The organism is Marinobacter sediminum (genome assembly GCF_023657445.1).
Lineage (GTDB): Bacteria > Pseudomonadota > Gammaproteobacteria > Pseudomonadales > Oleiphilaceae > Marinobacter > Marinobacter sediminum_A.
This window is the reverse complement of the sequence record NZ_JAGTWY010000001.1, coordinates 3,686,625-3,709,294: the sequence shown is the minus strand read 5'-3', so window position 1 is coordinate 3,709,294 and position 22,670 is coordinate 3,686,625. Positions and strand designations below refer to the sequence as shown.

Below are 22,670 nucleotides of genomic sequence, written 5' to 3'. Positions count from 1 at the left end.
ACCTCTGTCGATAACATCAGGATCAAATTAAGGGGGAAAGGTACAGCGGCTTACTGCTGCAGGCAAGCGGCCTGTCCCCGGTTGTTCAGGAATTGAACAAGGTCGTTCCAGGGCATGGGGCGGGCGTAATAGTAACCCTGAATCTCGTCACAGTGTTGCTGGCGCAGGAACTCAAGCTGACCCTCAGTTTCAACACCCTCCGCAACCACACTGATCTGGAGACTGTGAGCGAGACTGATAATCGCCCGGATGATGTGCTCGGCATCGGCGGAGTTACCCAGCTCCTGAACGAAGGACTTATCAATCTTTACCAGGGAGATGGGCAGGTGCTGGAGGTTGCTCAGAGAGGAGAAACCGGTGCCGAAGTCATCGAGCGCAAAGCTGATGCCAAGCTGATTCAGTTCCCGCAGGCACCGCTGGGCGTATTCGGGGTCGTGCATCATGGCACTTTCCGTCAGTTCCAGTTCCAACAGGCTGGTGTCGACATTGGCATTGAAGATGATCCGGAAAATGGTTTCCGTCATCTTGCGGTCGTGAAACTGACGGAACGACAGATTGACCGCAAAAACCAGCCCCGGAAAGCCCAGTTCTGCGGATTCTTGCAGGCGCTGACAGGCTTGTTCAATCACCCAGTAGCCGATGGGCACAATCAGGCCACTGCGTTCTGCCACCGGGATAAACTCATCTGGCCCCACCAGGCCACGTTCCGGGTGGTTCCAGCGCAACAGGCATTCGACACCGCGCACTTCTTCGGTAGCCAGATCAATGCGAGGCTGATAATAGAGTTCCAGCTCGTTGCCCCGCAGCGCGCTGCGCAGATCAGCCTCAAGACGCAACTGATAACCCGCAGAAATATGGAGTTGGCGATCGTAAAAGCGGTAGCTTGTGCCCGGGTCCCGCTTGGCCTCAAACATGGCGCGATTGGCCCGGCGCAACATGTTATCAGCCGTGTCCCCGGCCTCTGGGTAGGTTGCCACACCCAGACTGGCGTTGACGCCGATGGTCTGGCCATCAATGGTGACTGGCTCGTCCAGAGCGCTGACCACTTTCCGGATGATCTGAGTGATATCCAGCGAGTCTTCCACCTTTTCGATGATGATGGCGAGCTCATCACCACCGATACGCATCAGCGAGTCCACCCGACGCAAGCTGTGGCGCAGGCGCTCGGCCAGCTTCATCATCAACTGATCACTTTTCTGGTAACCAAAGGATTCATTGATGCTGCGAAAGTCATCGATATTCAGATGCAGCAATGCCAGGCGATGACCGCCCCGTTCTGCACGCAAAAGTGATTGCTGCAACCGGTCAAAGAACAGGCCACGATTAATAAACCCGGTTGCCACGTCGCGACCAAGCTGGCCATGGGCGGATTCCGACAGCTGTCCCCGGTACCAAAGGCTTTTGACTGCCCGTCGGAAACCCCATCGATCCAGAGCATGGCGGGAAAGGTAATCGGAAGCACCGGAGGAAAGGAGCTCAGAAGCACGCTCATCGGCAGGCTCGGCACTCAGGGCGAGTACCGGCTTTTCATTACTGGCAACCGCGAGGTATTGCAGAAACGCGGATTCAGAACCCCCGTGGAACACGCAGTCCCAGATGATCACGTCGAAACTGGCATTGCGGATGAGATCGTCACAGTCGACGAGATCCGGACACCAGGTCGCATCGGCATCAAAGTCCGGATCATCGGCAAGAAGCGCGTTAAGCCAGAGAAAGTCCGAATAATCGGGAACAAGAACCAACAGTCGCAATTGGCCTGGTCTTGTCGTCTCCAGTGGCAATGTCATTAAGCAGGGTCCATTTGTGCGTGAACAACCGAGTCCGTCCTATCAAGAATAGCCGATAGATCTTCAAGGTACAGAAAGTCACGCTGGTGTAGAATACACCAAACGTCCGATACACCCATTTCGTTCCAATCTGGCACCTTATTTGTGAACAAACTCAACCCTAGACAAAGTGAAGCGGTACGTTACGCCGAGGGTCCCCTGCTGGTCCTGGCGGGCGCGGGCAGTGGCAAGACCAGCGTTATCACCCGAAAGATCGCCTACCTGATTGAACATCTGGGCATTCCCGGCCGGCATATCGCAGCCGTGACATTTACCAACAAGGCCGCCCGGGAGATGAAGGAGCGCGTTGGACGCATTGTCGACCGCAAACTCACCCGTGGCCTCATTGTATCCACTTTTCACAACCTTGGCCTGAATATGATCCGGGAGGAACACGCCCACCTGGGCTATCACCCCGGTTTTTCCATCTTTGATGCCGAAGACGCCAAGGCATTGCTGCAGGATCTGATGCTGCGCGGAGGCAGCACCGAGGCCGGAGATGAACTGAACAATGTACAGATGACCATCTCCTCGTGGAAAAACGCCATGCGCGGGCCTGCGGAGGCCCTGAGCAGGGCCGCCGACGAGCGGGAGCAGCGCATTGCTCTGGTCTACAAACAGTACAACGAGTATCTGAAGGCCTACAACGCGGTCGACTTTGATGACCTGATCCTGTTGCCGGTGCAACTGTTCCGCACCCACCCGGACGTTCTGGCCAAATGGCGCCGCAAAATCCGTTACATGCTGGTCGATGAGTACCAGGACACCAACGTATGCCAGTACGAACTGGTCAAACTCCTGGTCGCCGAACGCGCCGCGTTCACGGTGGTGGGCGACGACGATCAGTCGATCTATGCCTGGCGCGGTGCGCGCCCGGAAAACCTTGCCCAGCTCAAGGAAGACTTTCCCAGCCTCAAGATCGTCAAGCTGGAGCAGAATTACCGTTCCACGAGCCGCATCCTGCGAAGTGCTAACACGGTCATCGCCAATAACCCCCACGTCTTCGAGAAAGCCCTGTGGAGTGACCACACCATTGGCGAAGAGCTCCGGATCATCCGTTGCCGCAACGAGGACGCGGAAACCGAGCGTGTGGCAACGGAAATCCTCGACCAGAAGCTGAAACAGGGCCTGGAATTCCGGGATTTCGCGGTGCTCTACCGGGGCAACCACCAGGCACGCCTGCTCGAGATGAAATTGCAGGCCTACCAGATCCCCTACCGGATCTCCGGAGGCCAGTCGTTCTTTTCAAAGAACGAGATCAAGGACGCGATGTCCTATCTTCGCCTGCTCATGAACCCGGACGACGACGCCGCGTTCCTGCGAGTGGTCAATGTGCCCCGTCGGGAAATTGGCCCGCGCACCCTGGAACAGCTCAGTCACTATGCCCGGGCCCGCAATGCCAGCCTGTTCAAGGCGCTTGGTGATATGGGCGCCGAGACCCATGTCACCGAGAAAGGACTGGATCGTCTGCGGCGCTTCGCCCACTGGGTCGATGCCACCTGCGAACGCCTGCATGGTGAAGATCCGATCCCGGTAATCAAGCAGTTGTTCACCGACATTGAGTACGAAGAATGGCTGCACCAGCACTCAGGCACGCCCAAGCAGGCCGAGCGGCGGATGGAGAACATCTGGTACCTGGTCGAGTCAATCCAGCGCATGCTCGATGACGGCAAGGGCACAGCGGACGAACTCGGCATTGAAGATGCCATTACCAAGCTCATTCTGCGGGACATGATGGAACAGCGGGAGGAAGACGACGACAGTGACAAGGTGCAGCTGCTGACACTGCACGCCTCAAAGGGACTGGAGTTCCCACACGTCTTCATCATGGGGCTGGAGGAGGAAATCCTGCCGCACCGAAGCAGCATTGAAGAAGGCAACATTGAGGAAGAGCGCCGGCTTATGTACGTGGGTATTACCCGGGCCCGGGAAACCCTGACGCTGACTTACGCGGCCGCCAGAAGACAGTATGGGGAAAAAATCGAGACCATTCCCAGCCGGTTTCTGGATGAATTGCCGGAAGAAGATCTGAAATGGGAAGGCCAGGGTGACCTCGATGTCGAGGCTAACCAGAAAAAAGGCAAAGCGACACTGAGTGCATTGCTGGGCGATCTGGGTGTCTGAACGAAAAATCCCCCGCAATGCGGGGGATCTGGTTCGGGTATGAGAAAGCCGGCTTACTGGCTCTCGGAAACCAAATATTCAACGGCGCTGGATATTTCTTCTTCCGGGCAGCTGGCACAGCCGCCTTTCGCCGGCATGGCATTAAATCCGTTAACTGCGTGGGTGATCAGGGTTTCCAGGCCCTTGTCCACCCGCGGTGCCCAGGCAGCAGTATCGCCAATTTTCGGCGCACCGGCCGCACCTGTGGTGTGGCAGGCCATACACACAGCGTCATAAACTTCCGAGCCCGAACGCGGGCCAGAGCTGGCGGTCTCGGTCGGTGCAGCGGCGGCACCACACTCGTTGCCTTCGAGACACACGTCGCCTACCGGCGCGATACGTGCACGGATTTCATCTTCAACACTTGCCAAGGCGGCACCGGCGGTAAGGCCGAAACCAAGCAATACGACAGCCAGGACTCTCTTCATCTTCACAATGCACCTCGCATTAGAGCGTTATAATCTTCGGTCGCCGCATTATAGCGACTGAACCCCAGCAAAAAAACCAAACACCAGAATCATAAATTGATTTCAACCATATTAATTGCCATTTCGTAAGTACAAAGGCGTTTTTCCGGCAATCCGGTTAACATAGTCACGCTCACATCCAAGCCCCTCAGGAACGAAGACATGCCCCAACCTGACAGACCGTCTCCACATCCGCTGCGCAAGCTCCTGCTCATCACCGAATTTACCGCGCTCGCAGTGCTTCTGGCGTCCATGGGCTGGTTTTCCAGCCATACCGCTGATGGCAGTAAACTCGATCCGGCCTGGCTAATAATCCCGGCGATCGCGAGCCTGTGTGTATTTCTGAGCTTTATCGGGCTTATGTACCTACGCTGGGTGGCGGCGGCGGATGCATCAAACCGTTTGCGCCACAAAATCATTTTTTCATTGTTGGCGATTACCCTTATCGGTGTCTGGCTGTATGGCATTGCCAATACCTGGTTTAGCCTCAACGCCAGCTGAGGAGCACCCATGCCTATCCGTTTTTACTTACCCCCGGCTACTGTCGGGCTGGCGATTGCCGCATCCCTCGGTGCGGAGTCGGTGAATGCCCAGTCAGGCGGGGACGCGGAGGGTAATACCAGCCCTCTCTCGGCGGACGAGTGCGCCCTGGTTGAGAACGGTGTTCGGCGTCTCGCCTGTTATGACACTGTGTTCAAGCCCAGCCAGTCCCGGCAAAAGGCAGACCCGACCAGGATTGAAAACGCTCAGGAGCAGGCCGTCGAGGCTTTACCTCCGAGGGAGGAGCAACTGGAAGAACTCGCGGATGAAGGGAGCGGTGATGAAGGCGTCATGGAGTCCTTCGTGGATCAGTACCTGGCGGCAGAGCAGGCGGTATTTTCCTTCTCCGGAGGTTTCGTGGGCTATCGCCCCACTTATATCCTGCCGATCAGCTGGGTAAAGGACCCCAACCCAGTACCGACCAGTCCGCGGCTGGGCGACAGTACCTACGACTACGAACTGGAGAGAGAAGAGGCCAAGTACCAGATCAGCTTCAAGGTTCCGCTGCTGACCGGCTTCCTGAAAGGCCCCACCACGCTCTGGTTCGGTTACACCCAACAATCCTACTGGCAGGTCTATAACCGGGACGATTCCGCGCCTTTCCGGGAGACCAACTTCGAGCCGGAACTTTTTCTACGTTACCAGACTGATTTCAGGATCGGCCCCGGTAGGCTCAACGCCGTCACCATTGGCTTAAACCATCAATCCAATGGTCAGTCGGAGCCTCGCTCGCGAAGCTGGAACCGGGTCGTAGGCACAGCGACTTATAGTTATGATCGATGGCTGTTCCTATTGCAGCCCTGGTATCGCATTCCCGAGAACAGTGAGGATGACAATGCGGATATTGACCGCTATCTGGGGTACGCCAACTATCAGGCAGTCTATAAGCTGAGCGAGGACAGGACGTTCTCTTTTCGGCTTATGAACAATCTGCGCTCAGACAACAAGACGTCGGTGGAATTCGGGTACAGCTTCCCAATGGGGGACACGGTGAAGGGCTTTTTCCAGTACTACAACGGTTATGGGGAGAGTCTGATCGACTATAACCACCGGACTGAGCGGTTTGGTATCGGGATTATGCTGAACGACTGGCTCTGACCAAAACTGGTGTAAGGGCGAGCGGGCAGACCTTCCTGAAACCCGCTCCTTGCGGCACATCCCTGTGACGCTTGAGCTCCGCCATCCATGGCTCCGCACAGTTTCAGGAAGGCCTGCCCGCTCACCCCCGCACCTTCAGGGAAATCCTCACTCGTTCAATCGGTCCATTTCGGCCAGCAGTTCTTCAGTTTTGGCTTCCATCAACGGAATATCCGCGCGCGATTCCACGTTTAACCGCACGACCGGCTCGGTGTTGGACATCCGGAGGTTGAAGCGCCAGTTGTCGAACTCGATGCTGACGCCATCTACGTGGCTGACGTCTTTGGCACCGGCACCGTATTTAGCCTCAATCGCGGCAATCACTTTGGACGGATCCGCGATGGTGCGGTTGATCTCGCCGCTGGCCGGGTAGGCTTCGATTCGGGCATCGATCAGGGAGGACAGGGTCTGGCCGGACTGGCACAGGCGTTCGGCAACCAGCAGCCAGGGGATCATGCCGCTGTCGCAGTAGGCGAAATCCCGGAAGTAGTGGTGAGCGCTCATTTCGCCGCCGTAGACCGCATCCTCATCGCGCATGCGCTGTTTGATGAAGGCATGGCCGGTTTTGCTTTCGATGGCTTCACCGCCAGCGGCTTTGACCAGGTCCAGCGTGTTCCAGGTCAGGCGCGGGTCGTGGATGACCTTGCCGCCGCCCGTTTTCCGCAGGAACTGATCCGCCAGCAGACCAACGATGTAGTAGCCCTCGATGAAACGGCCATTTTCGTCGAAGAAAAAACAGCGATCGTAATCGCCGTCCCAGGCGATGCCCATTGCTGCGCCCTGCTCGATCACAGCATCGGCAGTCGCCGACCGGTTCTCTGGCAGGATAGGGTTGGGTACGCCGTTGGGGAAATAGCCATCCGCTTCATGGTGCACTTTCACAAATTCGAACGGCAGATGCTGCTCCAGCTCGTCAATTACCAGGCCAGCGCCGCCATTGCCCGCGTTGCACACAATGGTCAGTGGTCTCAGTGAACCGGCATCCACATAGCCCAGCAAGTGGTCTATGTAGGCAGTCATGGATTCAAGCGGCTCGTAACGGCCCTGCTCCGGGGCATCTTCAAAAGGCTCTGGCACCCGGTCACGGATCTCGTTCAGGCCGTTGTCCGAACTGATGGGGCGAGACTCCGGACCCACCATTTTCATGCCGTTGTGATCTTTCGGGTTGTGGCTGGCGGTGACCATGATGCCGCCATCCATCTTGTAGTGGCTGGTCGCAAAATACACCATTTCGGTGCCGCACAGGCCAATGTCGAAGACGTCGGCACCGGCTGCCATCAGCCCGGAGCTCAGCGCTTCTGCAATTTCCGGACTGGACAGGCGGATGTCGTAACCGACGATGACTTTTTTGGCGCCGGTGATTTCCACATAGGCGCGCCCGATTCGCTCGGCGAGGGCCGGATTCAGTTGATCCGGCACCCGGCCACGCAGATCATAGGCTTTGAAACAGGACAGATCCATTGTCTGAGTTTACTCCGCGGCGGTTGATTGAAGCTGGATGTAGTTCTGAATGCCCATCTGGGTAATCATCTCCAGCTGGGTTTCCAGCCAGTCGATATGTTCCTCTTCACTGTCGAGGATACTGCGGAACAGCTGGCGACTGGTGTAGTCCTGGACTTCCTCACAGTAGGCAACAGCTTCTTTCAGATCGGTATGGGCAATTTGCTCCAGCTTGAGGTCGCAGGAGATCATTTCCTCCACGTTCTCTCCGATCAGCAACTTGTTGAGGTCCTGCAGGTTGGGCAGCCCCTCCAGAAACAGAATACGCTCGATCAGCTGATCGGCGTGCTTCATTTCATCAATGGACTCTTCGTATTCTTTTGCAGCCAGCTTGGCAATACCCCAATCCTTGTACATGCGGGAATGAAGAAAATACTGGTTGATAGCGGTCAGCTCATTGGCGAGGACCTTGTTAAGGTACTGGATTACCTTCTTGTCGCCTTTCATGACATGGCTCCTTGAATAGGTATGAGGACTATCACCAAGAATAGCGGGTTATACCTCAATAAAAAATTGCAGGCGGGAAACAAATGCAACAAAACCGGCATCGGCGCCGGCTTTGTCGGAAACAAGGCTTTGGTATACGCCGCCTACGCGGGCTGAGCCAGAAGATTGGCCAGGGCCAGGTAATCAGGAGAGCGACTTTCTCTCAGAATCTCTCGCGCCATACTGGCACAACGACCGCACTGGCGGCCTACACCCATCTCTTTGCCGAGCTGGCGCATGGACGTGACACCATTCTCGGCCGCTTCGCGTATTTCGCGGTCAGTAACTCCGTGGCAAAGGCAAACGTACATAGGACCCTCTCACCAACTACTTTAATGTTAGTGATAATTATTGTTATTCGCGTCCGTAATTTCAACCCTTTTTTACATTAATTTGTACACCGGGGCTTATTAACCACCGGCTTCCCGAGTCAGATTGCGTGCGCCCTCCGCGGTTACTAACACATTATCCTCGATACGAATCCCACCACAGCCTTGTAACTCATCAATCACGGCGTGGTTGAAATGCTCCCCCAGGGGCCCGTTAAGGAACGGCCCCAGTAACGAGGGGATTATGTAAAGACCCGGCTCGATGGTGACCACCATGCCCGGCTCAAGGGTTCGTGTCAGGCGCAGGAGCGGCGCATCCGCCGGCGATGGCTTCCGCTTACCGGCGACATCGTGCACCTGAATCCCCAGGAAATGGCCGATACCGTGGGGGAAAAATGCCCGGGTGATCCCCTGCTCTACCAGGGCTTTGTCATCCAGCCCCGACACAACACCGGCCGCGCTCAGCAGGGCAGCGATCCCCTCATGGGTCTTGCGGTGAATTGCCACGTAGTCGACACCCGGCGCCACCATCTCACACAGGCGGTGTTGCAGCTGCCCAAGGCCCTGCGCCAGCGCCGCGAAACGCCCTTCATCGGCTGCTGGCGTGGTTCGGGTAATATCCGAGCAGTAGCCCCGGAAACGCACGCCGGCATCAATCAGCAGGCTGCGGGAACGTGCGGGCGCTTCGGTATCGTAGTACTGGTAGTGCAGAGTGCCAGCGTGTTCATTCAGGCCAATGATACTGTGGTAAGGAGCCTCCGCCTCACGCTGACCAGTGGCCCGCTGGTAGGCGAGGTTGATTTCAAATTCGCTCCCACCGGCCAGAAAGGTGTCCCGGGCAGCCTTGTGTCCAAGCACGGCAATCTCGTTGGCACGGGCAAGGCAGGCGATCTCGTAGAGTGTCTTGTGCACCCGGGTCTCGTCCAGGGCCGCCAGCAACTGCACCGGATTGTGGTCGCCGGGCACCTCAGCCAGAGATGCCGGGTCGCCGATAACCGCCAGCTTGCCGGACACCTCCATGGAAGGAGCCTCCCGCTGTTGGCTGTAGCGCACCTCTATTACCTGCTGCCAGGGTTCTTCAGGCAATTCCAGATTGGCGTGCCAGAAATCTATCGGCTGATACAGCCATAGCAACGGGGGCTCGCCTGGCCGAAGCAGCAGCCAACTGTGCTCCTGGCCGGTCAGGCCGGTCCAATGCAGGAAGGGACCATACCCCTGAAAATGCCAGGACTGGTCGTCGCCGTAACGCATCGGAGCTGCACCGGAACTGATCAACAGACTGTCGTAGCCATGGGCCGCCATGGCTTGTTCATAACGCTGCTGAAGCGCCTGGATGTGATCAGTCTGTAGCGACAGCAACTCAGTGTCCGGCATGTTGGCTTTCCAATGTTTTCCAGAGTGTTAAAAGATCGTCGGAGCGAGGCTCCTTCACACGTATCAGGCGGATTTCCAGGGGCACATCCCACTGCTCGCCGCCAGCCCGCGCCAGGCTCCCGAATTGCTCGCTTTTTTCTGTCAGGCGCTGTGGCAGCCAGCCCATACCAAAGCCCTGCTTAACCAGGGCTTTGATACTGGCGGACTGGGTATTCTCGTTCAGCCGCAGCAGGTTTGCTGACACCTTGCTCCGGCTCAGGTGGGCCTCGATGGCCGAATGAAGAAACCCGCGCGGATGATAGGCAATCAACGGTACCGGCTGCTCGGTGGTTCCAGGCAGGCAGAACCGCGGCTGGCTGTTTTCGTCCACCACACTCACGGGCACCAGTGACTCCCGTGCCAGCGTGATCGACTCATAACGTTCCGGGATCAGCCGCTCACCCCACGGCAGGTCCTTGTGCCAGTAACACAGCACGAAATCACAGTCGCCGTTATCCAGGGCATCCAGAAACTGTTCACCTACCCAGTTGGTCGCCTTGAGATTCAACTGCAGGCGCTCTGCCACGCCAGCCTGTCGCGCCCAGGCCTGATAGAAATGGGAGAACAGGCCCTGGGTAGAGCCGACACTGATTCGTGCCGAGGCTTCCGCCTCCATGTCATGAATGCGGTCTTTGGTATCCCGGACATCGCGGGTCACCCGCTCGCACAATTCCACGAAGGCTTCCCCCGCCGGAGTCAGGGACAACGGCAGGGTCTGGCGGTTGATCAGGGTGGCGCCCATGGCTTCCTCCAGAAGCCTGATTCGGCGACTGAACGTAGGCTGGCTCACGTGCTGCAATTCAGCCGCACGTGAGAAATGACGCGTGCGAGCCAGCGCCATAAAGTCTTCAAGCCAGCGTATTTCCATGAACTCCCCAGGGGTGAACGGTTAACTGCAAGCATCATAGCCTATCGCAGCAACCCCGTTACAACCGCCCCTCTTCCACTGCGTGACAAGCAACCTGAGCACCGCCGTCGGCAGCAATCAGTTGGGGGATCTCCTGCCGGCAACGCTCGTTGGCATAGGGGCACCGCCCATGGAATACGCATCCGGAAGGCAGCTGTACCGGTGTCGGTACCTCGCCCTGCAACCGGATGTGACTGGGCCGATCATCCTCAAGCTTGGGAATCGCCGACAGCAGCGCCTGGGTGTATGGATGCCTCGGTGTGCTGAACAGGGTTTTGGTATCTGCCAGCTCACACACCCGGCCGAGGTACATCACCGCCACGCGGGTGCCAAAATGCTCCACTACCGCCAGGTCATGGGTTATGAACAGGTAGGTCAGGTTGCGACTTTCCTGTGCATCCATCAGCAGGTTCAGAACCTGGGCCTGAATGGAAACGTCGAGAGCCGAAATCGGTTCGTCCGCAACAATAAACTCCGGATCCACTGCCAGCGCCCGGGCGATGGCAATACGCTGACGCTGCCCTCCGGAAAACTCATGACCAAACCGGCTTCCCCAGTCGATATCGATGCCCACCGAATGCATGACCTCATGCACCTTGTCACGAATCTGTATTTGCGACGCCTCCGGCTGGTGAAAGCGGATGGGCTCTTCCAGCGTTTGCTGGATGGTCATACGCGGGTTCAACGACGCGTAGGGGTTCTGGAAGATCATCTGCATCTTGCGCCGGTAGGGCAACACATCCTTGCCATCCAGGTTATCGATGCGCTGGCCGTCGTAGTGGATCTCGCCGGCACTGGGGGACAATAAGCCCATAACGGTGCGGGCCACCGTCGATTTACCACAACCAGACTCTCCCACTACGCAAAGTGCCTCGCCTTTCTGCACCTGGAGGTCCACGCCATTAATCGCGTGCACCGCCTCCTGCCGACGATGGAACCGGCCGTTCTTGAAGGAGATCTGCTCCAGCAGACTCCCGGAAAGGTCAAACTTCTTTTCCAGCCCGCGGATGTCTACCAGGGGGGATGACGGGGAGGTCACGATTCCACCTCCTGCATGCGTTTCTCCTGCTCGATAAGATTACTGACTTCATAACAGGCCACATTCACGTTCCCGGAGCGCACATACTCAGGCATCGTGCGCTTGCACTGATCCGTTGCGAAGTTGCAGCGAGGGTGGAACGGACAGCCCGTTGGTACGTTTTTCAGGGATGGCATGGCGCCGGGAATCTGGAACAGCCGCTCGCCGGGCTCACCCATTTGCGGCAGTGCGTTGATCAGTCCCTGGGTATAGGGATGCTGGGCATCATTGATGATTTCCCGGGTCGGACCCTGTTCGATGATCCGGCCGGAATACATCACCAGCATGCGCTGGGTCACCTGGGAAACCACGCCCAGATCATGGGTGATCAGCATCAGCGCCACGTTTTCCTGCTCACACAGTTCCAGCAGCAACGCCATGATTTCCGCCTGAATGGTCACATCCAGCGCGGTAGTCGGTTCGTCGGCGATAATAATTTCCGGATCCAGCAGCAGTGCGATGGCAATAATCACCCGCTGACGCATACCGCCGGACAATTCGTGAGGGTACTGGTCCAGTCGCGTTTCCGGTGACGGGATCTGCACCTTGCGCAACTTGTTCAGGGCAATATCCCGGGCGGCTTTGGTGGTGATCCGGCGATGGGCCCTGATGGCTTCCACCATCTGGGTACCGATGGTCAGCACCGGGTTCAGTGTCATCATCGGATCCTGGAAAATCATGGCGATGCGATTGCCACGGATTTTCCGCAACTCACGCTCGCTCATGGCTGCCAGGTCTTTGCCTTCAAACAGAATCTGGCCACCGGCAATGTAACCGGGCCGGGCAATCAGATTGAGGATGGAGAAGGCCGCCACCGACTTACCGGCACCGGATTCACCCACGAGGCCAAGGCGTTCGCCCTTATCGAGGCTGAAACTGATACCACGGAGGGCGGTAAGGTCACCGCCGCGCACCGCGAACCGGACATCAAGGTCTTTTACTTCCAGCAATGGCATGGCGTTTACCCCTTATACAGCCGTGGGTTCATGACATCCCGCAACCAGTCACCCAACAGGTTAATGACCAGCACGAGAACCACCAGCACCAGGCCGGGAATCAGAGTAATCCACCAGGAACCGCTCTGGATGTAATCGAAGCCAGACTTGATCAGGGACCCCAATGATGGCTGGGTCTCTGGCATGCCAAGGCCAAGGAACGACAGCGCCGCCTCGGAAATGATCGCATTGGCGATCTGAACCGTGCCAATCACAAAGATTGGCGACAGGGTGTTAGGCAGAATATGCCGAAACATGATCCGGCCGGTCCGGAACCCCATGACCTTGGCCGCGTCCACGTATTCCTTTTTCTTCTCTGCCAGCACAGACGCCCGCACCGTCCGGGCGATCTGGGGCCACTCGGCCACGCCGATAATAAAAATCAGCATGTAGATGGCGACCTCACCGAACATCAGGTTGCCAAAGCTGGCCTTGAACACCGCGCCGACAATGATGGCCACCATCAGGGTGGAGAAGGACAACTGCACGTCGGCGATTCGCATCAGGATGGAATCCACCCGGCCGCCGAGGTAACCCGCAAGCAACCCGAAAAGGATACCCAACGCGGCCTGGAGTACCACTGCGCCAAAACCGATCAGCAGGGATACCCGGGTGCCATAGAGAATGGTGGAGAGCAGATCCCGGCCCTGGGCATCTGTGCCAAGCGGGAATGCCGGGTCAGCGCCATCCATACCCACCGGCGGCATCTCCGAGTTCATGATGTTGATCTGGGCCAGATCGTAGGGATCGGCAGGCGCCAGCAACGGCGCAAAGACCGCCGCCAGCACCATCAGCAGCAACACCGTGAAGCTTACGATGGCGACCTTGTCGCGTTTGAAACTGTACCAGAGGAAGGACTCGCGAAAGCGATCCCAGCGTGAAAGAGTCGCCGTCGTCATGCTTTCTTACCTGTCAGTTTTACCGTGGGGTTCACCAGCCCGTAGACCAGGTCCACCACCGTGTTGGTAATTACGAAAATCAGACCCACCACCATCAGGTAAGCCACAATCAGGGGAATATCACTGCGGGTGATCGCTTCCAGGAACATCAGCCCGACACCGGGCCACTGGAACACCGTCTCCGTGAGGATGGTGTACGCCACCATAATGCCAATCTGCACACCACCCACGGTGATCACCGGCAACATGGTGTTCTTGAGGGCGTGAAGGAAGTTGATGCGGGCCGAACTCAGGCCCTTGGCGCGGGCGTACCGGATATAGTCACTCTGAAGCACTTCCATCATTTCCGCCCGGATCAGACGGATAAACAGCGGCAGCATGATGGATGCCAGGGACACCGACGGCAGGATCAGATGCAGGATGCCACTCTGGGAGAAAAAGCCGGAGTCCCAGGTGCCGAACAGTGGCGTCAGTTCGTCGCCACGACCATAGGAAGGCAGGCCGCCGTCAGTGGATAAGGCCCCGTTCAGCCAGCTGCCCCAGCCGGTATCCGCCGGGAACCCGTCCACGGTGACACCGATAGAAAACAGCTGAATCAAGACAATGGCCGTCAGGAACACGGGGATGGAAATCCCCACGGTGCTGACGCCCATAAAGAATTTGGATAGCCACGCCTGTGGCCGGATGGCGGCATAGACACCAATGGGCACCGAAAACACGATGATAATCAGACTGGCACCAATGACCAGCTCCAGCGTGGCCGGCAGGTGTTCGAGAATCACATCAAGGGTGGGTTTACCGTAAAAATAGGACGTCCCCAGATCGCCCTGCAGGGCGTTACCCGCAAACCGCAGGTACTGCACGACCAATGAGTCATTCAGCCCCATTTCTTCACGGATAGCTTCCCGCTCATCCTGGGAAACGGACATACCCACCATCTGTTGAAGCGGGTCTCCAAGGCCATCCTGAATGGCGAAGGCAATCACACTGATCACAAACATGACCAGCAAGGCCTGGGATATCCGCTGAACCAAAAACGCTAACATGGAATATTTCCGGATAAAGCTGCAAACAAAAGGCCGGCTCCAGACTGATCCGAAGCCGGCCCGCCCATAGCGGCTGTTACTCCACGACCAGGTCACCCAGGTACGGGAAGTTCATCACGTTGAGGATTTCCTCAATCTTCACGTTTTTCTTGCTGGCCCAGGCCAGGTCCTGCCAGTGCAGAGGGACGAAAGCGGCCTCGTCATACAGACGCTGCTCAACTTCCTTCAGCATGGCAGTCCGCTTATCCAGATCGGTTTCGACGTTGGCCTTGTTCACCAGAGCATCGACTTCCGGGTTGCAGTAGTTGCCGGCGTTGTACTGGCCCGCACCACTTTCCGCATCCGGGCAGAATGTCAGGAACTCATAGAAGTTGGCGGAATCCTCGGTATCCGCGTGCCAGCCAATCATCATCATGTCAGCGGCGCGATCGTCGTACTCAGGCCAGTACTGGGCCTTGGGCAGAGTCTTCAGGTCCACCTTGATGTTAATACGAGCCAGCATGGCCGCGACCGCCTGTGCGATTTTGTCGTCATTCACGTAGCGGTTGTTCGGCGCCATCATGGTGATGGTGAAACCGTCCTCATAGCCGGCTTCTTTCATCAGCTGCTGGGCTTTTGCCACATCAAAGCGAGGCTTCAGGGACTCATTGTGACCCTGGTAGCCAGTCGGTGACATCTGGGCCGCCGGAGTCGCAAAGCCCTTCATGATTTTGGCGGCGATGCCTTCCTGGTTGATGGCATAGGCAACGGCCTGACGAACTTTCGGGTCTTTGAACGCTTCGACACGGTCCTGATTCATGTGAAAGAGGATGATGCGGGTACCGCTCATGGTAACCAGGCTGGAGTTCTCGTCACGACGGATACGTTCCAGGTCGGTCGGCGGTACCGGTGCGATGAAATCAACACCGCCGGAGAGCAGCGCAGATACGCGGGTATTGTTCTCCTTGATCGGAGTCAGCACGATTTTGCCGACATTGCCCGGAGACGCGGCATCCCAATAGTCGTCAAAACGCTCGAACTCGACACGCACACCTTGCCGACGTTCAGCGACAACGTAAGGGCCAGTGCCGGACAAATGCTCGGAAGCGTAGGAGTTGCCATGCTTGGTGATGGCACTCTTGTCCTTGCCGTCTTCGGTCTTGCCGGTGTAGAACTCGCTATCCATCGGGAAGATGTAGGTAGCCGTGTTCAGCAGCAGAGGGTATGGCTCACGGGTCACCAGCTCAAAGGTGTAATCGTCGATAACCTTGATATCACTGAACGGCTTGAAGATGGCCTTGAAGTCCTGGCTCTGCTTCAGACGCTCAAAAGTGAATTTCACATCCTTGGTGGTGAGCTCGTTGCCAGAGTGGAACTTCACGCCCTCACGCAGTTTGAAGCGCATCGTGTTTTCGTCGATACGCGCCCAGCTCTCGGCCAGACGTGCCTCAAAGCCAAGGTCTTTGGTCCAGCGCAGCAGCGGGTCGAAGGTCATGTGGCTCAACTGCAACATGCCGCCGGAAAGCTGCTCATGGATATCCAGTGTCACGGGGTCGGCGTCGTACGCCATTTTCAGTTCCTTGTTCGCCTCGGCGGACATCGCCATCGGGGCGGCGGCCAGGGCCATGGAACCAACAAAAGCTGTCAGTAGTTTCTTCATCGCGTTTTCCGTCGCTGTTTTAAGAATTTTACGGCACATCGGCGCAACTTCGCTCCAGATGTCTGCGCTAAAAACTAGTCGGGGAAACCCCTAACAGCAATCGAAATTGCAACATGGCGTTATTCGTGAAGTGAATGACCTGATTTGGGGCGGGAATTACAGGTGAAAAACCAGCGGCAGAATCAGGGCCGTGAAGACCCCCGTCAGCCCCATGCCAAGCGAAGCAAATGCGCCGGCGGTAGGGCTGATCTCAAATGCCCGGGCTGTGCCAATGGCATGGCCGTTCAGCCCCAGCGCAAACCCCCGAATACGCTCATCCGATATCGACAGCAGCCCCGACAGCAGGTCAACGAACAGGGTTGCGACGACACCGGTGATCAGCAGCCCACCCATCATCAGGGGCACAGAACCGCCCAACTCTTTGGTAATACCGATCGCGATGGGGGCCGTTACCGATTTCGGCGCCAGGGACGCCAGCACTTCCGGCGTCGCCCCCAGGCCCCAGGCGATAACCACCGCATAGACGGCCGCCAGTGTGGCGGCCAGAGGCAAGGTGCACAGGATCGGACGCCATAACGCCCGGATGTGGTGCATCTGTTGATAGAGCGGAATACCGAGGGCCACCGTCGCCGGCCCCAGCAGAACCCTCAGCCATTCTGCACCGTCCTGGTAGCGCGCGTAATCCAGCGACAGGACAGCAATGGTCGCCGACAGCAGAACGGCGGAAAGAACCACCGGTGGCAGCCACAGTGGACGGCCCATACGGGCGAAGCCCCAGTTACCGGCGAAGAAGGCGCCTAAAGTCAGGCCAATAGCCAGGGCCGGGCTGGCCGAGAGCGTATCCATCATGGAGAGCAAGCGCTCAGGCAACTCAGTCATTGGCTTGGCTCCGGGTACCGGCCCGAATCAGAAACTTCATCAGCAACAATGTCGTCAGCACACTCAAGAAGGTACCAACCAGCAACGCAGCCCCAACGGCCAGCCATTGGCCCTGAAACTGATCAGCGGTAAAAAAAACGCCAACCACCCCGGGCATGATCAGCAAGACCAGCACCGAAATCAGCCCCTGGCTCGCCGATGCCAGCTCCTCGCTGACGCCTCCCGTCACCATCAGGGTCAGGGTCATCGCCATCATGCCCAACACTCCGCCACTGACCGGCAACAGAAACACCAGCCGGACGGCTTCGCCGAGCAAAAAGAACAGCACCAGAATCAAAAATCCGCGCAACATGGGCATGTGGTCATGATCACCAAAGACAGAATTGCACTACACTAGCGCATACCAACAGTTTGATACCAATCCGGAAAGCACATGGCGCTCAAAGCAACCATTTACAAGGCGACCCTCAACATCGCGGACATGGACCGTCACTACTACGCGGACCATCAGCTCACCATTGCGCAACACCCTTCGGAAACCGATGAGCGCATGATGATCCGCCTGCTGGCTTTCGCCGTGAATGCCAGTGAGCATCTGGAGTTCACCAAGGGCCTCAGCACCGACGACGAGCCCGAACTCTGGCAGAAAAGCCTCAGCGATGAGATCGAGATCTGGATTGAGCTGGGCCTGCCTGAGGAAGGTCGCCTGCGCAAAGCCTGTAACCGGGCTCAGCAGGTCATTCTCTATACCTATGGCGGGCGCGCCGTTCCCCTCTGGTGGGAAAAGCATCAAACAAAGCTGAAACGATTCGATAACCTGACCATTATCAACCTGTCCCAGGACGATACCGAGGCACTGGCAAAGCTCGTCCAGCGGACCATGAACTACCAGGTCACCATTCAGGATGGCGAAGTATCGGTCAGCAACGAAGACGCACTGGTCAGCCTTAAGCCTGAGCCACTGTACCCATCATAGAAACCTCGCCCCGGAGTTGGATTCGGGGCTGGACAGAGTCCTGCTGCGCACGTAAGATTGCGCACTCGAAATTAACGCACTGCCGTTAACTTTCGTTCCGCCCGTAGCTCAGCTGGATAGAGCGCCGCCCTCCGGAGGCGGAGGTCTCAGGTTCGAATCCTGACGGGCGGGCCATTATTCCCAAAGGCTTGCGTGAAAACGCAGGCCTTTTTTGTTTGTCTGTGCCCAAATTGTGTCCATGGTGTGTCCAACCTGGATGGCGATATTTTCCGCGGATCAAAAACCTGACCTTTGCAAATCAGCGACTGCGATCAGGCCGGTTCGAATCGTTCCTGCAGCCATGCATTGATCTCGGCGGACTCGTACAGCCAGCGCTGACTGCCATCATCCTGCTGAATCTTCAGGCAGGGCACTTTGATGCGGCCGCCACCTGCCTCCAGTGCCGCACGATGCTGCGGGTCATGCTGGGCATTGCGGGTTTCAATGTTCAGGCCAAGTCGGGCGATTTCCTTGCGTACTTTGATGCAGAACGGGCAGGCGCTGAACTGGTAAAGCGCGAGATGTTTGCTGGCCTCGTCGGCGAGGGCCTGCTCTTCAGCCGTCCGGGTCACGCTTTTAGGCGTGCTTAGCTTTTCACTGAGCAGCATGAAGGGTGTCAGAATCAGGCGTAGGGTGCGGAAAAAATAACGAATAATAACTCTCATGGGTAAGGCTGAAACTCCGGGTTGAAGGTGGCCTGCCGTGTGACGGCATTCAGGCTTGAGTTGCGTGTTTGATAGCGATGCGTGAGGATATCACTTCATTCGGTTGGTTAGGTACCAACCGGGACAATGACCTTTTCTTTATGCAATCTTTTGCCTGCGCACCCAGATGCCCCGCTGGCATCCTTCACTAATTTTTTTGTATTGAAGGCATGCAGGCTCCCGATTGTTTCGCCTGTTTATTGTTATTGGCGCCCTTCAAGCGTTATACACGACTTGCCCCAGTTCACTGATGTCGTAACCGCCCAGCGCCTCTGCGCGCTGAACGAAGCGCTCGCTACCGGCAAACGCCAGCAGATGCTGCAGGGCGGGCTCAAAGTAGTGACGCCTGCGCATGGCCAAGTCGAAATGTTCCTCCTGCAGAGGAATAAAAGCCAACCCCTGGCGCCGCGCCGCAGCTTCGATTCCCACGCCGATATCCGCTTCGCCCTGGCGAATAGCCAAAGCGAGATCATCCTCGCTGAGCGACGGATGAGCGGCCCATGTAAGCTGCCTGGCATCGATACGGTGGCGAGCGAGCAAGCTCTGCAGCAAATGGCTGACGCCAGCATCGGGCTGGCGATGCGCGATACGTATGCCGGGGCGGGCAATATCCTCAAGTCGCGCAAGTTGATGAGGGTTATCGGAGGCTAAAAGAAGCCCCTGCTGGCGTTTTGCCCACCGAATCAGCACCAGATCTCGCATCCCGCTCAGCCCTAAGGTGGCAGGGTCATTGTAACGCTGGGTTTCAGCATGCCAGATATGCATCCCGGCGAGCATCGCGCGCCCATCAATTAATCGTTGCACGCCGTCGCCGCTTCCCTGACACAGCAAAGCCAGCTCCGCGCTGCTCTCCTTCATGGCCCACTCCAGCAGCGGGTCCTGGCTGCCCGCCAGGACCGGCGGAATCGGAGAGCTGACGGCGTCGTCACCTTCCAGATGGTTCATCAACCAAAGATCAATACGCTGACGCGGAAACAAAAGCTTTCCTGTCACCCGCACACAGGGAATAACGCCTTGACTGACCAGATCGTAGACTTTGCGCTCTTTCAGGCGCAGATACTCGGCAGCTTCAGCCGTGGTGAGGTAAGCGGGAAGGGGCATCGGTCTCTCCTGCGGTTAGGAAAAGCACTAGACTGTTTTTAGCTGCATATTTTTCAGAAGGTTGTGCAAAGCGTAGTCATAAACGCCACGATGCTCAATATCAAGGAGACGCAGCTGTGGAAAATAATGCGTTTTATGTGGCGATATCGCTACTGTTAAACCTCGACGCTTCGCTCTTTCAGATCGTGGCGCTTTCGCTGCAGGTTTCGCTTCTCGCGGTACTGGTCGCGGCTGTGCTGGGATTTCCCCTTGGTGCGGCAGTAGCGCTATGGCGCTTCCCCGGGCGCGGCGGGGTGATTGTCGTGCTCAATGCCCTGATGGGGCTGCCTCCGGTCGTGGCCGGGCTCACCGTGTATTTGCTGCTCTCGCGCTCCGGGCCACTGGGTGAGTGGGGCTTTCTGTTTACACCGGGTGCCATGGTGTTTGCGCAGGTGGTACTGGTGTTGCCAATTCTGGCCGCGCTCTCGCGCCAAAAGGTAGAAGAGCTTTTGGGAGAATACCGCGAGCAGTTTATTTCGCTGGGGATGTCACGCTCTCGCATGGTGCCCACCCTCCTGTGGGATGCCCGCTTCGCACTATTGACCATTCTGCTTGCCGGGTTTGGCCGCGCCAGTGCCGAGGTGGGCGCGGTGATGATGGTGGGCGGCAATATTGAGGGTGTCACACGGGTAATGACGACCTCCATTGTGCTGGAAACCGGCAAGGGCAACCTTCCCCTGGCGCTGGGGCTGGGAATTGTGCTGCTGACGCTGGTCATGCTGATCAACGCAGGCGTCTATTGGGTAGGTGAACTGACCAGAAGGCGAACAGGATGAGCTCGTTTAACATTCCGCTCCTCGCCTCCTCCGCCCTTTGCCCTCCGCCGGTGCTGTGCTTTGATAGCGTCGCCTTCAGCCACGAGGAAAAGGTACTGCTGGGACCCTGCTCATTCACCCTGGAGGGCACCGGACCCACCCTGGTGATGGGGCCTAACGGGGCAGGCAAAAGTCTTTTGCTGCGACTGGCTCACGGTTTGCTTTCACCCACTCAGGGACAGGTGGCCTGGTCAAGTGAGGGGCGCCCCCGCCAGGCGATGGTGTTCCAGCAACCGGTGCTTTTGCGCCGCTCGGCCGTGGCCAATCTCATTCACGCGTTGGCGGTGAATAACGTGCCGCGCAAGGCACGTGCGAAGCTCGCTTTTGATGCGCTTGAGCGTTTTGGCCTCGCCGCCTGCACCCATACGCCCGCGCGCGTGCTCTCCGGCGGCGAACAACAGCGCCTGGCACTGGCGCGGGCCTGGGTGCTTTCTCCTCAGGTGCTGTTTCTGGATGAACCCACCTCCGCGCTCGACCCGGCGGCAATTAAAGCCGTAGAGGCCGCCGTGCGCGAGTTTCATCAGCGGGGAACGCGCATCGTGATGACCACTCACGACCTGCATCAAGCCAGGCGCCTTGCCGGGGATGTACTGTTTCTCTCTGGCGGGAAAGTGCGCGAACACACCCCCGCTGAAGCCTTTTTTAACGTGCCCGTCTCGCGAGAGGCGCAAGCGTATATTGCCGGAGAACTGGTCGAGTAGTTCGGCCCTGACGCTCTCTTTTTTTTGGGAGGGGGGGGGGTGCTCAATGGAAGTTCTATACACGCGACAGGAGAAAACAATATGAAAAAAAGCCTAGCCCTCATACTCGCAGGTGTAACCACCATGAGCACGGCATTCAACGCTTATGCCGAGGGCTACATCACCCTGGCCTCCACAACCTCGACCGAGAATTCAGGGCTGTTCAGCTCCATTTTGCCGCAGTTCGAAGACGCCACCGGCATCGAAGTGCGAGTGGTGGCCGTGGGCACCGGACAGGCGTTTGAAATCGCCCGCCGCGGCGACGCCGACAGCCTCCTGGTGCACGACACCGCCGGCGAGCAACGCTTTGTCGAAAACGGCTACGCCAGCGAACGAGCCGATGTCATGTATAACGACTTTGTGTTGATTGGCCCTGCAGATGATCCGGCCAATATCAGTGAAGCGCAGAGTGCCGCCGAAGCATTCGCGGCTATCGCCAATGCCGAGGCGCCCTTCGCGTCACGAGGCGATGACAGCGGCACCAATCGCGCCGAGTTGCGCCTCTGGAAAAACGCCGGCGTCGAACCAGACGGCGAATGGTACCGAGAACTGGGCAGCGGCATGGGGCCAACGCTCAACACCGCCGCTGCTATGGATGCGTACGTGATGTCGGATCGCGCTACCTGGGTGGCATTTGGAAACCGCCAGAACCTCACGCTGCTTTTTGAAGGCGACAAAGTACTGTTCAACCAATACGGTAGCTTGCTGCTTTCCGAGGAGAAGTATCCACACCTCAAGCACGATCTGGCCAAGCAGTGGCACAACTGGCTGATTTCCGAAGGTGGCCAACAAGCGATTGCCGACTTCAAGGTGGACGGACAACAGCTGTTCTTCCCCGACGCGAAGTAGGTCACCTGAACAAAGGGTCACCTGAACAAAGGGGCACCAACATAACCCTTCTTTTCCCTGGCCAATAAAAAACCTCAGCGATGCTGGGTTTTTTTATTGGCGA

General features: G+C 57.5%; 23 protein-coding genes and 1 tRNA gene. 8 read left to right on the top strand and 16 right to left on the bottom strand.

Translation table 11 applies throughout. The annotated features are described in order from the left end of the window. Positions 1 to 50 precede the first annotated feature (50 nt). The gene (locus KFJ24_RS17355) at positions 51 to 1,787 is read right to left on the bottom strand and encodes a putative bifunctional diguanylate cyclase/phosphodiesterase (RefSeq protein ID WP_250832390.1); all 1,737 of its coding nucleotides are present in this window, start codon (positions 1,785 to 1,787) and stop codon (positions 51 to 53) included. 144 nt (positions 1,788 to 1,931) lie between these two features. Here KFJ24_RS17355 and rep point away from each other — a divergent pair, with 144 nt between their 5' ends. Next, the gene (gene rep / locus KFJ24_RS17350; RefSeq protein ID WP_250832389.1) at positions 1,932 to 3,950 is read left to right on the top strand and encodes a DNA helicase Rep; all 2,019 of its coding nucleotides are present in this window, start codon (positions 1,932 to 1,934) and stop codon (positions 3,948 to 3,950) included. A 53-nt stretch (positions 3,951 to 4,003) separates the two neighbouring features. On the opposite strand, the gene KFJ24_RS17345 is transcribed toward rep, so the two are convergent. Beyond that, positions 4,004 to 4,417: a c-type cytochrome gene (locus KFJ24_RS17345; protein WP_250832388.1), complete on the bottom strand. Its 414-nt coding sequence runs from the start codon at positions 4,415 to 4,417 to the stop codon at positions 4,004 to 4,006. 201 nt (positions 4,418 to 4,618) lie between these two features. On the opposite strand from KFJ24_RS17345, the gene KFJ24_RS17340 reads away from it, so the two are divergent. Together KFJ24_RS17340 and KFJ24_RS17335 are read left to right on the top strand one after the other, a co-directional pair. Then, the gene (locus tag KFJ24_RS17340) at positions 4,619 to 4,957 is read left to right on the top strand and encodes a hypothetical protein (RefSeq protein ID WP_250832387.1); all 339 of its coding nucleotides are present in this window, start codon (positions 4,619 to 4,621) and stop codon (positions 4,955 to 4,957) included. A gap of 9 nt (positions 4,958 to 4,966) precedes the next feature. After that, positions 4,967 to 6,094 carry a phospholipase A gene (locus KFJ24_RS17335; protein WP_250832386.1) on the top strand — a complete coding sequence of 376 codons (1,128 nt, stop codon included), beginning with the start codon at positions 4,967 to 4,969 and terminating at the stop codon, positions 6,092 to 6,094. A 147-nt stretch (positions 6,095 to 6,241) separates the two neighbouring features. Here KFJ24_RS17335 and KFJ24_RS17330 read toward each other — a convergent pair whose 3' ends face one another. The 12 genes from KFJ24_RS17330 to KFJ24_RS17275 all read right to left on the bottom strand — a co-directional run bounded on the left by KFJ24_RS17330 (position 6,242) and on the right by KFJ24_RS17275 (position 17,662). Further along, positions 6,242 to 7,594: a phosphomannomutase gene (locus KFJ24_RS17330; RefSeq protein WP_250832385.1), complete on the bottom strand. Its 1,353-nt coding sequence runs from the start codon at positions 7,592 to 7,594 to the stop codon at positions 6,242 to 6,244. A 9-nt stretch (positions 7,595 to 7,603) separates the two neighbouring features. Continuing rightward, positions 7,604 to 8,080 carry a bacterioferritin gene (gene bfr, locus KFJ24_RS17325; protein WP_250832384.1) on the bottom strand — a complete coding sequence of 159 codons (477 nt, stop codon included), beginning with the start codon at positions 8,078 to 8,080 and terminating at the stop codon, positions 7,604 to 7,606. A 143-nt stretch (positions 8,081 to 8,223) separates the two neighbouring features. Next, positions 8,224 to 8,430 carry a bacterioferritin-associated ferredoxin gene (locus KFJ24_RS17320; RefSeq protein WP_250832383.1) on the bottom strand — a complete coding sequence of 69 codons (207 nt, stop codon included), beginning with the start codon at positions 8,428 to 8,430 and terminating at the stop codon, positions 8,224 to 8,226. Between the two features lie 99 nt (positions 8,431 to 8,529). After that, positions 8,530 to 9,822, bottom strand: a complete 1,293-nt coding sequence (gene pepQ, locus KFJ24_RS17315) for a Xaa-Pro dipeptidase (protein WP_250832382.1) — start codon at positions 9,820 to 9,822, stop codon at positions 8,530 to 8,532. After that, entirely contained in the window at positions 9,809 to 10,729 is a 921-nt protein-coding gene (locus KFJ24_RS17310) for a LysR family transcriptional regulator (protein ID WP_250832381.1), read from the bottom strand. The genes pepQ and KFJ24_RS17310 overlap by 14 nt, the downstream gene beginning before the upstream one ends. A 58-nt stretch (positions 10,730 to 10,787) precedes the next feature. Next, positions 10,788 to 11,807, bottom strand: a complete 1,020-nt coding sequence (locus tag KFJ24_RS17305) for an ABC transporter ATP-binding protein (RefSeq protein ID WP_250832380.1) — start codon at positions 11,805 to 11,807, stop codon at positions 10,788 to 10,790. Continuing rightward, positions 11,804 to 12,802, bottom strand: a complete 999-nt coding sequence (locus tag KFJ24_RS17300) for an ABC transporter ATP-binding protein (protein WP_250832379.1) — start codon at positions 12,800 to 12,802, stop codon at positions 11,804 to 11,806. The genes KFJ24_RS17305 and KFJ24_RS17300 overlap by 4 nt, the downstream gene beginning before the upstream one ends. Before the next feature lie 5 nt (positions 12,803 to 12,807). Further along, entirely contained in the window at positions 12,808 to 13,740 is a 933-nt protein-coding gene (locus KFJ24_RS17295; protein ID WP_250832378.1) for an ABC transporter permease, read from the bottom strand. Continuing rightward, on the bottom strand, positions 13,737 to 14,786 hold the full coding sequence (locus KFJ24_RS17290) for an ABC transporter permease (RefSeq protein ID WP_250832377.1): 1,050 nt from the start codon (positions 14,784 to 14,786) through the stop codon (positions 13,737 to 13,739). Before KFJ24_RS17290 ends, KFJ24_RS17295 begins: the two co-directional genes overlap by 4 nt. Positions 14,787 to 14,862: 76 nt before the next feature. Further along, positions 14,863 to 16,425, bottom strand: coding sequence for an ABC transporter substrate-binding protein (locus tag KFJ24_RS17285; protein ID WP_250832376.1), 1,563 nt, complete (start codon positions 16,423 to 16,425; stop codon positions 14,863 to 14,865). Between the two features lie 156 nt (positions 16,426 to 16,581). After that, entirely contained in the window at positions 16,582 to 17,304 is a 723-nt protein-coding gene (locus KFJ24_RS17280) for an LrgB family protein (protein WP_250832375.1), read from the bottom strand. Continuing rightward, positions 17,297 to 17,662 (bottom strand): CidA/LrgA family protein, encoded by a 366-nt coding sequence (locus KFJ24_RS17275; RefSeq protein WP_250832374.1) that lies wholly within the window; start codon positions 17,660 to 17,662, stop codon positions 17,297 to 17,299. The genes KFJ24_RS17280 and KFJ24_RS17275 overlap by 8 nt, the downstream gene beginning before the upstream one ends. 75 nt (positions 17,663 to 17,737) lie before the next feature. Between KFJ24_RS17275 and KFJ24_RS17270 the strand changes: the two genes are divergently transcribed. Both KFJ24_RS17270 and KFJ24_RS17265 read left to right on the top strand, forming a co-directional pair. Further along, entirely contained in the window at positions 17,738 to 18,280 is a 543-nt protein-coding gene (locus KFJ24_RS17270) for a YaeQ family protein (RefSeq protein ID WP_250832373.1), read from the top strand. A gap of 97 nt (positions 18,281 to 18,377) precedes the next feature. Next, a tRNA-Arg gene (locus KFJ24_RS17265) sits at positions 18,378 to 18,454 on the top strand. A 137-nt stretch (positions 18,455 to 18,591) separates the two neighbouring features. Here the strand turns inward: KFJ24_RS17265 and KFJ24_RS17260 are convergent. Then, positions 18,592 to 18,984, bottom strand: coding sequence for a glutaredoxin (locus tag KFJ24_RS17260; protein WP_250832372.1), 393 nt, complete (start codon positions 18,982 to 18,984; stop codon positions 18,592 to 18,594). A gap of 255 nt (positions 18,985 to 19,239) precedes the next feature. Then, the gene (locus KFJ24_RS17255; protein WP_250832371.1) at positions 19,240 to 20,124 is read right to left on the bottom strand and encodes a helix-turn-helix transcriptional regulator; all 885 of its coding nucleotides are present in this window, start codon (positions 20,122 to 20,124) and stop codon (positions 19,240 to 19,242) included. 116 nt (positions 20,125 to 20,240) lie between these two features. Here KFJ24_RS17255 and KFJ24_RS17250 point away from each other — a divergent pair, with 116 nt between their 5' ends. The 3 genes from KFJ24_RS17250 (at position 20,241) to KFJ24_RS17240 (ending at position 22,567) form a co-directional block, all read left to right on the top strand. Then, complete coding sequence (locus tag KFJ24_RS17250; RefSeq protein WP_250832370.1) at positions 20,241 to 20,939, top strand: ABC transporter permease; 699 nt, start codon at positions 20,241 to 20,243, stop codon at positions 20,937 to 20,939. Beyond that, positions 20,936 to 21,679 (top strand): ATP-binding cassette domain-containing protein, encoded by a 744-nt coding sequence (locus tag KFJ24_RS17245; protein WP_250832369.1) that lies wholly within the window; start codon positions 20,936 to 20,938, stop codon positions 21,677 to 21,679. The genes KFJ24_RS17250 and KFJ24_RS17245 overlap by 4 nt, the downstream gene beginning before the upstream one ends. Before the next feature lie 123 nt (positions 21,680 to 21,802). After that, positions 21,803 to 22,567, top strand: coding sequence for a substrate-binding domain-containing protein (locus KFJ24_RS17240; protein ID WP_250832368.1), 765 nt, complete (start codon positions 21,803 to 21,805; stop codon positions 22,565 to 22,567). The last annotated feature ends 103 nt before the right edge of the window (positions 22,568 to 22,670 follow it).